Genomic DNA, 15,323 nt, shown 5'->3' with positions numbered 1-15,323 from the left:
AGCGGATAGGAGTATTGGGGTGAGTAACCGTACCGAAGAAGAACAGATCGCTGACATCAAGGACTGGTGGCAGCGTAACGGCATGCCCCTGCTGACCGGCGCCGCTCTGGCGCTGATCGTGGTGTTTGGCTGGCAGGCCTGGAAAAAGTACCAGAGCAACCAGTCCCAGGGTGCCTCGATCATTTACCAGGCCCTGCTGGAAACCGCGCTGAACCCGGCCGGCAAGCCCGACACCGCCAAGGTCGCCGAGCTCGCTGGCAAGCTGAACACCGATTTCGCCGGCACACCGTACGCCCAGTACGGCCGCCTGTTCGTCGCCAAGGTTGCGGTGGACAGCGGCAAGCTGGATGACGCCGTCCTCGAACTCAAGGCCGTGGTCGACAAGCCGGTTGACGCCACCCTCGGCGAGCTGGCGCGCCAGCGCCTGGCACGTGTCCTGGCTGCCCAGGGCAAGGCCGAAGACGGTCTGAAGCTGCTCGACGGCAACGTCGACAAGGCCTACGTCGCCACTCGCGAAGAACTGCGCGGCGACCTGCTGCTGCAGCTCAAGCGCAACGACGACGCCCGTGTCGCCTACGAAAAGGCCAAGGCTGCCCTGCCGGAAGACGCCGCCGTTGGCGCCCTGCAGATGAAACTCGACGACCTGGCCAAGGGAGACGCCTGAGATGTTGCGTTGGAAACACGTTGCACTGCTGGCACTGACCCTGATGGCTGTGGGTTGCAGCAGTAATAGCAAGAAAGAACTGCCGCCGGCCGAGCTGACCGATTTCAAGGAAGAGGTCCGCCTGGAGAAACAGTGGAGCCGTTCGGTCGGTGACGGCCAGGGCGACCTGTACAACCTGCTCGAGCCCGCCGTGGATGGCCAGACCATCTACGCCGCGTCTGCCGAAGGCCGCGTCATGGCCATGCAGCGCGAAACCGGCGAAGTGCTGTGGAAGAAAGACCTCGATCTGCCGATCTCCGGCGCCGTCGGTGTGGGCAGCGGCATGGTCCTGCTGGGCACCCTGCGTGGCGACGTGATTGCCCTGGATTCCGGTTCGGGCGAGCAGAAGTGGCGCGCCAAGGTCACCAGCGAAGTGCTGGCTGCTCCGGCTACCAACGGTGACGTGGTGGTGGTGCAGACCCAGGACGACAAGCTGATCGGCTTCGATGCTTCTACCGGCAACCAGCGCTGGATCTACGAAGGCACCGTACCCGTGCTGACCCTGCGCGGCACTGGCGCTCCGTTGATCGCGGGCCGACTGGCCCTGGCCGGTCTGGCCAGCGGCAAGGTCGTTGCAGTAGACGTGGAGCGTGGCTTGCCGGTCTGGGAAGCGCGCGTTGCGATTCCGCAAGGCCGTTCCGAGCTGGACCGCGTCGTCGATATCGACGGCGGCCTGCTGCTGGTCGATAACGTGCTCTATGTCGCCAGCTACCAGGGCCGCGCCGCGGCACTGGACGTAGGCACCGGCCGCGTACTCTGGCAGCGTGAAGCTTCCAGCTACGTCGGCGTCGCCGAAGGTACCGGCAGCGTGTTCATCAGCCAGTCCAGCGGCACCGTGGAAAGCCTCGACTCCCGTGGTTCGTCCTCGCTGTGGAGCAACGACGCCCTGGCTCGCCGCCAGTTGTCCGCTCCGGCCGTGCTGTCGAGCAACGTGGTCGTTGGTGACCTGGAAGGTTACGTGCACCTGCTGAGTCAGGTGGACGGTCGTTTCGTTGGCCGCGAGAAGGTCGACGGTGACGGCGTGCGGGTTCGCCCGCTGGTAGTCGGCAGCTGGATGTACGTGTTCGGCAACAGCGGTAAGCTGGCCGCCTACACGATTCGCTAAGCTGAGTGTTACTGCCGGCCGCTGCCGTGAAAAACGGCAGCGGCCGTCGTGTTTTCTGAAAATCAAAATTCCTGGAGAGCCGCATGGTTCCCGTAATAGCCCTGGTGGGCCGTCCGAACGTCGGCAAGTCCACCCTGTTCAACCGCCTGACCCGCACCCGTGACGCCATCGTCGCCGAGTACGCAGGTCTGACCCGAGACCGCCAGTACGGCGAGGCCAAGTGGCAGGGCAAGAAATTCATCGTCATCGATACCGGTGGTATTTCCGGTGACGAAGAGGGTATCGACGCCAAGATGGCCGAGCAGTCGCTGCAGGCCATCGAAGAGGCCGATGCCGTCCTGTTCATGGTTGACTCCCGCGCCGGCCTCACCGCCGCTGACGAGATGATCGGCGAGCACCTGCGCAAGAAGAACAAGCGCACCTACCTGGTGGCCAACAAGGTCGACACCGTCGATCCGGACATCGCCCGCGCCGAGTTCAGCCCGCTGGCCCTGGGGCATGCGATCCCGATCGCCGCCGCCCACGGCCGTGGCATCACCCAGATGCTCCAGGAAGCCCTGGGCGAGATGTTCGCCCCGGAGCCGGAAGCGCCGGAAGACAACGACCTGCCCGGCGAGCTGGAAGAAGTCGCCGAGGGCGAGGAAGCCAAGCGCATCCCCGGTCCGAGCGAGAAGGATGGCATCAAGATCGCCATCATCGGTCGCCCCAACGTCGGCAAGTCCACGCTCGTGAACCGCATGCTCGGTGAAGAGCGGGTGATCGTCTACGACCAGGCCGGCACCACCCGCGACAGCATCTACATTCCCTTCGAGCGCAACGAAGAGAAGTACACCCTGATCGACACCGCCGGCGTGCGCCGCCGCGGCAAGATCTTTGAGGCGGTCGAAAAGTTCTCCGTGGTGAAGACCCTGCAGGCGATTCAGGACGCCAACGTGGTCATCTTCGTCATGGACGCCCGCGAGGGCGTGGTCGAACACGACCTCAACCTGCTCGGCTTCGTGCTGGAGACCGGTCGTGCGCTGGTCATCGCGCTGAACAAGTGGGACGGCATGGAATCGGCCGAGCGCGACTACGTGAAGACCGAGCTCGAGCGCCGGCTGATGTTCGCCGACTTCGCCGACATCCACTTCATCTCGGCGCTGCACGGCACCGGCGTTGGCCACCTGTACAAGTCGGTGCAGGACTCCTTCCGTTCCGCCGTGACCCGCTGGCCCACCAGCAAGCTCACGCAGATCCTCGAGGACGCCATCCAGGTTCACCAGCCGCCGATGGTCAACGGCCGCCGCATCAAGCTGCGCTACGCGCACCTGGGGGGCGCCAACCCGCCGCTGATCGTGATCCACGGCAACCAGGTGGATGCGGTGCCCAAGGCCTATACCCGCTACCTGGAGAAGACCTTCCGCCGCGTGCTGAAGCTGGTCGGTACGCCGATCCGCATCGAGTACAAGGGCGGTGACAACCCGTTCGAGGGCAAGAAGACCCAGCTCACCGATCGCCAGGTCAACAAGAAGCGCCGCCTGATGTCGCACCACAAGAAGGCGGAGAAGAAGAAGAAGGACAAACGTAAATAACGTCTGTCAGTCTTTAGACCGCAAGCCGCAGGCGATAGAGTAGGGACTTCCTCTCATCGCCTGCAGCCTGTAGTCACACCATGCTTACCAGCAAACTGCCGAATGTCGGCACCACCATCTTCACCCGCATGTCCCAGCTCGCCGCGCAAAGCGGAGCGCTGAATCTCTCCCAGGGCTTCCCGGACTTCCCCGGCCCCGCACCGCTGCTCGAAGCGGTCGCCCGCCACGTCATGGCCGGGCAGAACCAGTACAGCCCGATGACCGGCCTGCCGGCGCTGCGCGAACAGGTCGCGATCAAGGTCGCGAGCCTGTATGGCCGCAACGTCAGCTCCGACACCGAAGTGACCATCGTTCCCGGCGCGACCGAAGGGATCTTCTGCGCGGTACAGGCGCTGATCCGCCCCGGCGACGAAGCCATCGTCCTCGATCCCTGCTACGACAGCTACGAGCCTTCGGTTGAACTGGCCGGTGGCCATTGCGTGCACGTTGCGCTGAGCCAGCCGGGCTTCCGCATCGACTGGCAGCGCCTGAGCGATGCCATCACCCCGCGCACGCGCCTGATCTTCCTCAACAGCCCGCACAACCCCAGCGGCGCGTTGATCGACCGTGCCGACCTGGATCGCCTGGCCGAGCTGATCCGCGACCGCGAGATCTACGTGATCAGCGACGAGGTCTACGAGCACCTGATCTACGACGGCGTACAGCACGCCAGCGTGCTGGCCCATGACGAGCTGTATCCGCGCGCCTTCGTCATCAGCTCCTTCGGCAAGACCTACCACGTCACCGGCTGGAAGACCGGCTACGTGGTGGCGCCACCGGCGCTGTCGGCGGAGATGCGCAAGATCCACCAGTACGTGAACTTCTGCGGCGTGACTCCGCTGCAATGGGCGCTGGCCGACTTCATGGCCGCGCACCCCGAGCACTTGCGCGAGCTGCCGGGCTTCTACCAGGCCAAGCGCGATCTGTTCTGCAATCTGCTGGAAGGCTCGCGTTTCACCTTCCAGCGTGCCGCCGGAACTTACTTCCAGGTGGTCGATTACTCGGCGATTCGCCCGGACCTCGATGATGTCGCCATGTCCGAATGGCTGACCACCGAGCATGGCGTGGCGGCCATTCCGGTCTCGGTGTTCTACCAGCAGCCGCCGGCGGACATGCGCCTGGTGCGCTTCTGCTTCGCCAAGAAAGAGGAGACGCTGCGTCAGGCAGCGGAACGACTATGCGCGATCTGACTCAACTGGCCGACCTCAAGCTCGCCCTCGTGCAGACCACCCTGGTCTGGCACAACGCCAAGGCCAACCGCGAGCGCTTCGAGGCGCTGCTGGAAAGCGCCCGTGGCGCCGACGTGGTGATCCTGCCGGAGATGTTCACCACTGGTTTTTCCATGGATTCCGAGACGCTGGCCGAGGCGGAGGAGGGCGCGACCTACGCCTGGCTGCGCGAGCAGGCTTCGAGGCTCGATGCCGTGGTCTGCGGCAGCGTGATCATCCGCGCCGCCGATGGCAGCCATCGCAACCGGTTGCTCTGGGCGCGCCCGGACGGCGAGATGCAGCATTACGACAAGCGCCACCTGTTCCGCATGGCCGGCGAGCACAAGCACTACACGCCCGGCGACCAGCAGGTGCTGCTGGAATGGAAGGGTTGGCGGATTCGCCCGCTGGTCTGCTACGACCTGCGCTTCCCGGTCTGGAGCCGCGATCCCCAGGATACCGACCTGCTGCTCTACACCGCCAACTGGCCGGCTGCGCGCCGCCAGCACTGGAATCGCCTGCTGCCGGCACGGGCTATCGAGAACCTCTGTTATGTCGCGGCGGTCAACCGCGTCGGTGAAGATGGCAAGGGCCACGCCTACTCCGGCGACAGCCAGGTGCTCGACTTCCAGGGTGACAACCTGCTGGCCGCCGGCAATGCCGACGGGGTCTTCCAGATTGCCCTGAGCGCAGCGGAGCTCGCGGCCTACCGCGAGCGATTCCCGGCAAACCTCGACGCCGACGAGTTCGATATCCGGGCGTAACGGATTTCCCTGGAGGGGCGGGCTTTGGCGCGCTCCTGCAGGGAGTCTCCAAGTAGGATGGTGTGGAGCGAAGCGATACCCATCAATTGCAGCGCTGACAGCATGGGTATCGCTGCGCTCCACCCATCCTACGGTCAGATTTCCCGTGACTTCCTCAGTAGGCGCTGGCGGTATCCAACCGCTGGATCGCCTCGTCACTGAGCTTCAGCTCCACCGCTGCGATCAGGTCGGGCAACTGCTCCAGCTTCGACGCACTGGCAATCGGCGCGGTAATGCTCGGGCGGGCCATCAGCCAGGCGAGTGCGACCTGGGTCGGCGTGGCGTGCAGTTCGCCGGCCACTTCCTCCAGCGCATCGAGGATCGCGAAGCCGCGCTCGTTCATGAAGTTCTTCACCTTGTAGCCGCGCACGCTGCTCTTGCCCAGGTCGTCCTCGCGACGGTACTTGCCGGTGAGGAAGCCCGCCGCCAGGGAGTAGAAGTTGATCACGCCCAGGCCCAGCTGTTGCACCGTGGGCTCCAGTTGCGTCTCGTAGTTGGCGCGGTCGTACAGGTTGTAGTTGGGTTGCAGGCTCTGGTATTGCGGGAGCTTCAAGCGGGTGCAGAGCTCCTGGGCTTCGCGCAGGCGCTTGGCGTCGAAGTTGGAGGCGCCGATCACCTGCACCTTGCCGCGCTCCACGGCCTCGGCGAAGGCGCCCATGGTTTCCTCCATCGAGGTGTGCGGGTCGTCGCAGTGGGACTGGTAGAGATCGATGTAGTCGGTCTGCAGGCGCTTGAGCGAGCGCTCCAGTGCCTGCTCGATGTACACCGCCGACAGCCCCTTGTGGCCGTTGCCCATGTCCATGCCAACCTTGGTCGCGATGATCACCTGGTTGCGCTTGCCGGTTTTCTTCAGCCACTTGCCGATCAGGGTTTCCGACTCACCGCCCTCGTGGCCCGGCACCCAGCGCGAGTAAACGTCGGCGGTGTCGATGCAGTTCAGCCCCGCGTCGAGCAGCGCGTCCAGCAAGCGAAACGAGGTCGCCTCGTCGGAGGACCAGCCGAACACATTGCCGCCGAAGACCAGCGCCGGAATCTTCAGGCCCGATTGTCCGAGTTCGCGTGTACGCATCTGCTTTGACTCCTGAGGGGCGGGAACCCTCAGTGTAGACGCGCTGCCTTGCGCCGCGGGGCGGATTGGCCGGCAGCGGTACGCCAGCTGGTCTATCATGGCGGCCAGCCCAATTGCCGAGTGCCCGTCATGACCACGACTCCCTACCTGCTGGACCAGCTGGAAACCGCCGACATGCTGTTGATCGACGGTCTGCACGCCTGGCAGTTCGAGCTCAACGAGGCATTGCTGGACCAGGCCGACGCCGCCGCCCACGCCGACCAGCCCTTCGCCAGCGAAGACGTGGTGCTGCAGATCGAGTCCATCGATGGCCGCGACCGCCGCGAGTGGCGCTTCAGCTACAACCAGGTGATGGAGGCCAGCTACCAGGCCGAAGACGAGACCTGGCTGCTGCAGGCCGGCGACCAGCAGCACCGACTGTGCTGCCTTGGCGCAGTCGCCGCCAGCGGCGACGACGAGTAAGCGTCCCCTGACAATGAAGAAGGCCCCGTGAGGGGCCTTCTTCGTTTCTGGCTTCAGAATGCCAGCGGGTAGCTTGTGATGAAGCGCACCTCGTCGTAGTCGCTGGCATAGCTGCTGCGCACTGTGGAGGTGCGCATGAGGAACGACAGCGTCTTCAGCGGGCCGCTCTGAATGGTGTAGCCCACATCGGTATCGCGCTCGTATTCGTGGCCGTCGCTCTGGCCCGGCCGCGAGATGTCGGTGCCCTTGGTGTAGCGCGTCATCAGGGTCAGGCCCGGCAGTCCGAGGCTGGCGAAGTCATAGTCGTAGCGCAGCTGGTAGGAGCGCTCCTGCGCCCAGAAGAAGCCGCCATTGGTGACCCAGTTGACCAGGTACGGCTGTGGTGTGTTGCCCAGCAGCATGGGGAACATGTCTTCGCCGAGCATGCGCTGGTAGGTGGCGGAAAGCATGTGGCTGCCGTGCTTCACGCCGAGTCGCGCGCCATAGGCGCGGTTGTCGATGCGCCCGGCCAGCGCCTGCCCGGATTCCTCGTTGTGGAAGTAGCTCAGGGTGCCGAGCAGCGCGGTGTTCTCGCCGATCGGTTGCTTGAGGTTGGCACCGACGTAGTGCTGGTCGTAGATGTCCTCGAGCTGGGCGAAGTAGTAGCTGGTGGACAGGCCGGACGTCCACTGCGCATCGACGCCCCCCAGGTTCAGCTTGTTGCTGTCCTGGCTGGCGGGGCGGGTAGCCAGATAGAACGACTCGCGGTCGCTGGAGGCGCGGGTACTGGTGTTCCACAGTTGCGCGGCGGTGAACCTGAAGCGCTCCGACTCCTTCGACTCCAGCATCACGCCCTGGAACGTCTGCGGCAGCACGCGCACGTCATCCTGGAAGATTACCGGCAGGCACGGCTCCAGCAGGCCGACCTTCAGCGTGGTCTTCGAATAGCGCAGCTTGAGCGTGGCGCCGCCCCGGCTGAAGTCATCCACCGGCTCACCCGTCGTGCGGTCGTAGGGCAGGTTGCTGTCGTTGCTGGTGCCTGCGCCGCCGTCGAGCTTCAGGGCGTAGAAGCCGGTGAAGTCCACACCGACACCGATGGTGCCTTCGCTGAAGCCGGAGCTGAAGCGCGCCAGCACGGCCTGGGACCAGCTGCCGGCCTGGGATTGCGGGGCATTGTCCTGGCGGTAGTCGCGCAGCATGTAGAAGTTGCGCAGGGTGGTGTCCAGGCGGCTGTCGTCGATCAGGTCGGCCTGGGCGCAGAGGGGCATCAGCGCGCTGCACAGCAGCGCACCGGTAAAGCGATTACGGAACATCGTCATCTCCTGGGCGCCGTTCGCCGGGGCGCGGGGCGCCACGCCGGCGAACGGGCGTAAATCTTGTCGAGGCGGCGCGATCAGTTCGCGGTGGCGGTGCTGTCCAGCGGTGCGGCTTCAGGCTGGGCTGTCTGCTCCTGGCCCAGGCTGCGACGGAAGTGCTTGCGTCCGTTGCCGAGCAGCCACAGGCAGAGCAGGCCGGCGAGGGTGACGATGATGCCGATGGACGAGCCGACGGCCTTCGGGTCCTTGAAGTACTGGTCGGTGAGCAGCGCCACCAGTGTGGTGCCGACACCCAGGCCGATCAGGTTGGAAACCAGCAGGAACAGCGCCGACACCTGCGCGCGCAGGCGGTTGGGCGTGAGCACCTGCATGGCGGCCGCCGAGGTGGAGATGCAGAAGGCGCAGAAGAACATCGCCGGGCCCATCAGCAGCACCGACAGCTGCAGGCTGCTCGCTGTCACCGAACCGATGACGAAGGGAATGGTGCAGGCCACGCCGAGCATGCCGCTGATCATCGCGGCGTCGCTGCGCCCGCGCTTCTGCAGCACATCCACCAGCCAGCCGGCGCAGAACACCCCGGCGGTGTTGAGCACCAGCAGGATGCCGCCGAGGATGTAGCCCACCTCCAGCGGCGTCAGGCCGTACTGGCGGATGTACATGGCCGGCGCCCAGCCCATCAGCGCGTACTGGCACATGGCGAAGAACGAGAAGCCGAGGTAGTGGCAGGTGAAGGTCGCGCGGTGGCGGCGCAGGAAGCGCAGGCCGTCGCCGATGGTCGCCTTGTGCTGCGGGTTCGCCTCCTTGCGCGCCGGGTCGCGGATGGTCAGCGCGATCAGCAGCGCCACCAGCACGCCGGGCAGGCCGACGATGAAGAATGCGATCTGCCAGGAGCGCACCTGGCCCAGCCAGCCCAGGTCGATGGCCGGCACGTCGCGCAGCGCCTCGATCACATAGCCGCCGACCAGGAAGGCCAGGCCGCCGCCGAGGAACGCCCCCATGGAGTACAACCCCAGCGCGCGGCCGAGTTTCTCCCTGGGGAACAGGTCGGCGAGCATCGAGTAGGTCGCCGGCGTCAGCGCGGCCTCGCCGACGCCAACGCTCATGCGTGCCAGGAACATCTGCAGGAAGTTCTTCGACAGGCCGCAGGCGGCCGTGGCAAAGCTCCAGAACGCCACGCCGATGGCGATGATCTTCACCCGCGAGGAACGGTCGGCGAGATAGGCGATAGGCAGGCCCATGAAGGCGTAGAACAGCGAGAAGGCCAGCCCGCTGAGCAGGCTGAACTGGGTATCGCTGATCTGAAGGTCGGCCTTGATCGGCTCGATCATCAGCGAAAGGATCTGCCGGTCAACGAAGGAGAAGATGTACGCCACCATGCACAGCACGACGACATACCAGGAATAACGCGAGGTCTGGACGGATTTCGAGTGGGATTGCGGGTTCACGGTTACTGGCTCCTGAAGCGGGTGAAGGCAGATGGCCAAGCACGTCGAGCTCGTTGTTGTTGTAGGTAACCAGGCGCCTCTGTACGCAAGGCAGGGGCAGCCGAATGTGTCTGATTGCGTGACACGGTTTTTTGTTTGCCTGCCGCTTTCACGGCAGTGCACGCAAGACTAGGGAAGGGGCGAGGCAGGGGTAATCGGGGCGAGTACCAGCATTGCGGAGACTGCCCCCTAGGGGACTAGGGGGAATCTTTAGGCGGTGCGAGGAGGTTGGGTCAGATCAGGCCGAGCAAGGAAAGGATCACTGTGCCGACGAAGAGCACGGCCAGGACGCCGAGCAGAAACAGCAGGCTGACGCCGAAGGCGCGCCAGTTCGAGGCGAACCGGCCTGCGGCAGCGGCATGCTCCTTGAGTGCTGATTCGCAGCGCTGCTTGGCAAGGCCGACCATGAAAACCAACGTGGCTATCGCCATCGGCATGCCGGACATGTTGGCGGGCAGGAGTTGGCCGATGACGAATATGGCCGCGGTCAGCGCTATGCCGGTAAACCAGATGTTCCTCGCTTCCTGCGGCCGACCGAGCCGCTTGAGGTTCTGGGTGATGACCCAGGCCCCGGCGACGGGCAGGCCAAAGAAGGTCGCGATGCCGACGGCACTGATCTTGTAGAGGGAGACGCCTGCAGCGATGGAGGGTAAGTCGTGAAGGGGCGCAGCGGGCGTCTGGAAGGGATTGTCCTGCGGGGTGTCCGTCATGTTTTCGCTCCTTCGAAAACAGCCCCGGACGCACGAGGCGTCCGGGGCAAAGGGACTTTCAGGTTAGCTTAAGGCTTACGCGGCTTTCGCGTGGCCCAGCGTCACGGCGCGGTTCAGGGCGCTGAACAGCGCACGGAAGCTCGCGGTGGTGATGTTTTCATCGATGCCGATGCCGTGCAGCGAACGACCACCCTCGACGCGCAGTTCGATATAGGCGGCCGCGCGGGCATTGGTGCCGGCGCCAATGGCGTGCTCGTTGTAGTCCATGATCTCGACGTCCACCGGCAGCGAGGCGACCAGGGCTTCCAGGGTGCCCTTGCCCTTGCCATGCCAGCGATGCTGCTCGCCCTTGTGGGTCACGTCGATGTCGATGGCGCAGACGCCGTTCTCTTCCTGCAGGCGGTAGTTCTTCAGGCCGAACGGGGAGACGGCCTGCAGGTACTCGGTCTGCAGCAGGGTGTAGATCTGCTCGGCGGTCATCTCCAGGCCGAGACGGTCGGTCTCGTTCTGCACCACCTGGCTGAACTCGATCTGCATGCGGCGCGGCAGGCTGATGCCGTACTCCTGCTCGAGCAGGAAAGTGATGCCGCCCTTGCCGGACTGGCTGTTCACACGGATCACCGCTTCGTAGCTGCGGCCGATGTCCGCGGGGTCGATCGGCAGGTACGGCACTTCCCACACGGCATCGTCCTTCTGCTGGGCGAAGCCCTTGCGGATGGCGTCCTGGTGGGAGCCGGAGAAGGCGGTGTGGACCAGGTCGCCGACGTAGGGGTGACGCGGGTGCACCGGAATCTGGTTGCACTCTTCCACCACCTTGCGCACGGCGTCGATGTCGGAGAAGTCCAGCTCGGGGTCGATGCCCTGGGTGTACATGTTCAGCGCCATGGTCACCAGGCAGAGGTTGCCGGTGCGCTCGCCGTTGCCGAACAGGCAGCCTTCGACGCGGTCGGCGCCGGCCATCAGGGCCAGTTCCGAAGCAGCCACGCCAGTACCACGGTCGTTGTGGGTGTGCAGGCTGAGCAATACGCTGTCGCGCTTGTTGATCTGGCGGCCGAACCACTCGATCTGGTCGGCGTAGTTGTTCGGGGTGGCGCACTCGACGGTGGCGGGCAGGTTGAGGATCAGGCGGTTGGCCGGGGTCGGCTGGAACACGTCGATCACCGCATTGCACACCTCGACGGCGAAATCGGTCTCGGTGGAGCTGAACACTTCCGGCGAGTACTCGAAGCCCCACTGGGTTTCCGGCGCGGCTTCGGCCAGGCGCTTGATGGTCTGGCCGGCGGCCACGGCGATGGCTTTCACGCCAGCCTTGTCCTGGTTGAAGACGATCTTGCGGAAGCTCGGTGCGCAGGCGTTGTAGTAGTGGACGATGGCCTTCTTCGCGCCCTTGAGGGACTCGAAGGTGCGCTCGATGAGGTCGTCACGGGCCTGGGTCAGTACCTGGATGGTGACGTCATCGGGAATGTGGTCGTTCTCGATCAGCTCACGAACGAAGTCGAAGTCGGTCTGCGAGGCGGACGGGAAGCCCACTTCGATTTCCTTCAGGCCGACCTGAACCAGGCACTTGAAGAAGCGCATCTTCTTCTCGGCGTCCATCGGCTCGATCAGCGACTGGTTGCCGTCGCGCAGGTCGGTGGACAGCCAGATCGGCGCCTTGTCGATGATCTTGTCCGGCCAGGTGCGGTCGGGCAGGGTGATCTGGGTGAAGGCGCGGTATTTCTTCGACGGGTCTTTCAACATGCTCATGAGCGGAATCCTTGTTCTCTGCGGCCTGCGGGGCCTGCGCATAAAAATCTGAATGAGGCGGAACCGGGGAGGGGGGGCTCAGCCACGCAGTCGCGGGCTGACCAGGCGCAGGCAGGCGTGTTGGCGAAGCAGAATGAGGGTGTGTGCGGTTTTCATGAGTGCCAAGCTAAAGGCCTGGGAGACCAATGGCAAGCATTTGGAAAAATTTGGTAGGAATAGTCTTTCAAGTCTATTTATCGAGAAATAATTGTCAGAAATATGCCATTTCAGCAATTTATCCTGAAGCTTGTCGCTGTGCTTAACTGATTCTGCGTCTTCGTGCCGCAGCGAAGCTTTGTAACTCCGTGCGATCATTGCGCACCCGCCCCAGGTGGGAACTCTCCATCCGCAAGGACATTTCGTGACCCGTCGTACACGACAAGGCGTAGGTACCTGGCTGGCGTTGTTCGCCATGCTGATGATCTATGTCGGCCCGCTGGTCTCCCAGTCGATGCCGATGGATCACGCCATGCCCATGTCCATGCCGATGGACCACGTCATGCCGATGGAGCATGGCAAGGCCATGTCCCACGACATGGCCGGCATGGAGGACATGCACTGCTCCGACAGCCAGCGTGCTGCGGACCATCAAGCCGCCCAGGTTTCCCACGGCGAGCAGCCGCTTACCGCCGACGCCTTCATGGAGAAGTGCGGCTATTGCAGCCTGCTGATCCACAGCCCGCCGCTGACGCCGCCACCGGTCGTGCTCGACCACGGCCTGCCCGCTGTCGGCGCGCCCGTTGCCCTGTTCGTTGCTTCCCGCATTCCCGCCTCGCCGGTCTTCCCCGGCGCCCGCTCCCGCGCACCCCCGTTCCTGATCGGCTGACCCGCAATCCCGACTCCCCGACCCCGGCGCGGATGCCTGCATTGGTATGCGCGCCGTGCGAGTACGCGTGGAGCGGGCGTCATCATCGATCATGGAACTCATGGAATGACCCGCATGCCCCTGCGCCGTCGGCAAACTGCCGTCGGCCTGCGCGCCCTGTGCGCGCTGACCGCCCTTGGCGGTCTCACTGCCGTTCCGGTACTGGCCGAGGAAGAAGATCACTCGGCCCACGCCACCAATGCGTCGGTTACCGAGCTGTCGCCCAGCGTCATCACCGCCGTGGCGCAGAGTTCGCCGCTGACCGTGGTCACCGACCCCAAGCAGCCGCGCCAGCCGATCCCCGCCAGCGACGGCGCCGACTACCTCAAGACCATCCCCGGCTTCTCCGCCATCCGAAACGGCGGCACCAACGGCGACCCGGTGCTGCGCGGCATGTTCGGCTCGCGCCTGAACATCCTCACCAACGGCAGCACCATGCTCGGCGCCTGCCCGGCACGGATGGACGCGCCCACCTCTTATATCTCGCCGGAAACCTACGACAAGCTCACCGTGGTCAAGGGCCCGGAGACCGTGATCTGGGGCCCCGGCGCCTCGGCCGGGACCATCCGCTTCGACCGTGAGCCGGAGCGCTTCGGCGAACTGGGCATGCGCGTCAACGGCAGCCTAACCGCCGGCTCCAACGGCCGCTTCGACCGCGTGCTGGACGCCGCCGCCGGTGGCCCCGAGGGCTACCTGCGTTTCACCGGCAACAAGTCGCAGTCCGATGACTACGAAGACGGCAGCGGCAACACCGTGCCTTCGCGCTGGAACAAATGGAACGGCGACGTGGCCGTGGGCTGGACGCCGGACGCCGACACCCTGGTCGAACTCACCGCCGGCAAGGGCGATGGCGAGGCGCGCTACGCCGGGCGTGGCATGGACGGCTCGCAGTTCAAGCGAGAAAGCCTCGGCCTGCGCTTCGAGAAGTCCAACATCGGTGGCGTGCTCGACAAGCTGGAGGCGCAGGTCTACTACAACTACGCCGACCACGTGATGGACAACTACAGCCTGCGCACGCCCTCGGGCACCGGCATGATGGCCGGCCCCATGGCCTCCAACGTCGACCGCCGTACCCTCGGCGGGCGCCTGGCCGCCACCTGGCGCTGGGACGATTTCAAGCTGATCACCGGCGTCGATGCGCAGACCAACGAGCACCGCGAACGCAGCGGCATGGGCATCAACACCTATGACGAGCAGCCGTGGGACAAGGACGCCGTGTTCCACAACTACGGCGCCTTTGGTGAGCTGACCTGGTACGCCGCCGACCGCGACCGCGTGATCACCGGTGCGCGCCTGGACCGCGCCTCGGTCAAGGATTACCGGCAGAGCACCGGCTCGGGGATGATGGCGATGCCCAACCCCACCGCCGACGACACCCGCGCCGACACCCTGCCCAGCGGCTTCGCCCGCTACGAGCACGACCTGGCCGACACGCCGACCACCCTCTACGTCGGCCTCGGCCACGTGCAGCGCTTCCCCGACTACTGGGAGCTGTTCTCCCCGGACAAGGGCCCGACCGGCTCGGTCAACGCCTTCGACAGCATCAAGCCGGAGAAGACCACCCAGCTGGACTTCGGCGCGCAGTACGAGGACGAGAAGCTCAAGGCCTGGGCTTCGGGCTACGTCGGCGTGATCCGCGACTACATCCTGTTCGACTACATGCCCGGCGGCATGATGGGACGCACCTCCCAGGCGCGGAACGTCGACGCCCGCATCATGGGTGGCGAACTGGGCGCGGCTTATGCGCTGACCAGTAACTGGACCGCCGACGGCACCCTGGCCTACGCCTGGGGCAAGAACACCACCGACGACACTGCGCTGCCGCAAATGCCGCCGCTGGAAGCGCGTTTCGGCCTGACCTACGTGGAAGGCGACTGGAGCGCCGGCGGACTCTGGCGCGTGGTCGCGCACCAGGGGCGGATCGCCGAGAACCAGGGCAACGTGGTCGGTTACGACTTCGACGAAAGCCCCGGCTTCGCGGTGTTCTCGCTCAACGGCGCGTACAAGCTGAGCAAGAACCTCAAGGTCAGCACTGGCGTCGACAACCTGTTCGACAAGGACTACGCCGAGCACCTGAACCTGGCGGGCAACGCCGGCTTCGGCTATCCGGCCAACGACCCCGAATCGATCCACGAGCCGGGACGTACGTTCTGGACCAAAGTGGACTTCAGCTTCTAAGCCCGACCGGCCCCCGCCGGACGGGGGCCTCCTTGCGTGAGGAGAC

Annotated in this window: 13 protein-coding genes; 8 read left to right on the top strand and 5 right to left on the bottom strand. The window is 65.0% G+C overall.

Annotated elements, in window-relative coordinates; all coding sequences use genetic code 11:
- The first annotated feature begins 19 nt into the window (after positions 1-19).
- The 5 genes from IB275_RS23845 (at position 20) to IB275_RS23825 (ending at position 5,390) form a co-directional block, all read left to right on the top strand.
- A complete protein-coding gene (locus IB275_RS23845; protein ID WP_192291564.1) occupies positions 20-664 on the top strand; it encodes a YfgM family protein in 645 nt (214 codons plus the stop codon).
- 1 nt (position 665) lies between these two features.
- Entirely contained in the window at positions 666-1,808 is a 1,143-nt protein-coding gene (gene bamB, locus IB275_RS23840; protein WP_081515963.1) for an outer membrane protein assembly factor BamB, read from the top strand.
- 83 nt (positions 1,809-1,891) lie between these two features.
- Positions 1,892-3,379 carry a ribosome biogenesis GTPase Der gene (der, locus tag IB275_RS23835; RefSeq protein ID WP_192291562.1) on the top strand — a complete coding sequence of 496 codons (1,488 nt, stop codon included), beginning with the start codon at positions 1,892-1,894 and terminating at the stop codon, positions 3,377-3,379.
- Between the two features lie 80 nt (positions 3,380-3,459).
- On the top strand, positions 3,460-4,608 hold the full coding sequence (locus tag IB275_RS23830; RefSeq protein ID WP_192291560.1) for a pyridoxal phosphate-dependent aminotransferase: 1,149 nt from the start codon (positions 3,460-3,462) through the stop codon (positions 4,606-4,608).
- Positions 4,596-5,390, top strand: a complete 795-nt coding sequence (locus IB275_RS23825) for an amidohydrolase (protein WP_192291558.1) — start codon at positions 4,596-4,598, stop codon at positions 5,388-5,390. Before IB275_RS23830 ends, IB275_RS23825 begins: the two co-directional genes overlap by 13 nt.
- Before the next feature lie 154 nt (positions 5,391-5,544).
- Here the strand turns inward: IB275_RS23825 and IB275_RS23820 are convergent, their stop codons facing one another.
- On the bottom strand, positions 5,545-6,498 hold the full coding sequence (locus IB275_RS23820; protein WP_192291556.1) for an aldo/keto reductase: 954 nt from the start codon (positions 6,496-6,498) through the stop codon (positions 5,545-5,547).
- Between the two features lie 129 nt (positions 6,499-6,627).
- On the opposite strand from IB275_RS23820, the gene IB275_RS23815 reads away from it, so the two are divergent.
- Positions 6,628-6,960, top strand: coding sequence for a DUF5629 family protein (locus IB275_RS23815; protein ID WP_081515953.1), 333 nt, complete (start codon positions 6,628-6,630; stop codon positions 6,958-6,960).
- A gap of 53 nt (positions 6,961-7,013) precedes the next feature.
- Here the strand turns inward: IB275_RS23815 and IB275_RS23810 are convergent, their stop codons facing one another.
- From IB275_RS23810 to leuA, 4 genes are all read right to left on the bottom strand, one after another.
- Positions 7,014-8,252, bottom strand: coding sequence for an OprD family porin (locus tag IB275_RS23810; protein WP_192291554.1), 1,239 nt, complete (start codon positions 8,250-8,252; stop codon positions 7,014-7,016).
- Positions 8,253-8,332: 80 nt separating this feature from the next.
- Positions 8,333-9,700, bottom strand: a complete 1,368-nt coding sequence (locus IB275_RS23805; protein ID WP_192291552.1) for a spinster family MFS transporter — start codon at positions 9,698-9,700, stop codon at positions 8,333-8,335.
- A gap of 272 nt (positions 9,701-9,972) precedes the next feature.
- A complete protein-coding gene (locus IB275_RS23800) occupies positions 9,973-10,449 on the bottom strand; it encodes a hypothetical protein (RefSeq protein ID WP_192291550.1) in 477 nt (158 codons plus the stop codon).
- 75 nt (positions 10,450-10,524) lie between these two features.
- A complete protein-coding gene (gene leuA / locus IB275_RS23795; protein WP_081515945.1) occupies positions 10,525-12,195 on the bottom strand; it encodes a 2-isopropylmalate synthase in 1,671 nt (556 codons plus the stop codon).
- A 400-nt stretch (positions 12,196-12,595) separates the two neighbouring features.
- Between leuA and IB275_RS23790 the strand changes: the two genes are divergently transcribed.
- Positions 12,596-13,060 (top strand): DUF2946 domain-containing protein, encoded by a 465-nt coding sequence (locus IB275_RS23790; protein ID WP_192291548.1) that lies wholly within the window; start codon positions 12,596-12,598, stop codon positions 13,058-13,060.
- 105 nt (positions 13,061-13,165) lie between these two features.
- On the top strand, positions 13,166-15,277 hold the full coding sequence (locus IB275_RS23785; protein WP_192291545.1) for a TonB-dependent copper receptor: 2,112 nt from the start codon (positions 13,166-13,168) through the stop codon (positions 15,275-15,277).
- Positions 15,278-15,323: the final 46 nt, after the last annotated feature.

Source organism: Pseudomonas sp. PDM21, assembly GCF_014852505.2.
Taxonomy (GTDB): domain Bacteria; phylum Pseudomonadota; class Gammaproteobacteria; order Pseudomonadales; family Pseudomonadaceae; genus Pseudomonas.
This window is presented reverse-complemented; position numbering and strand designations above follow the sequence as displayed.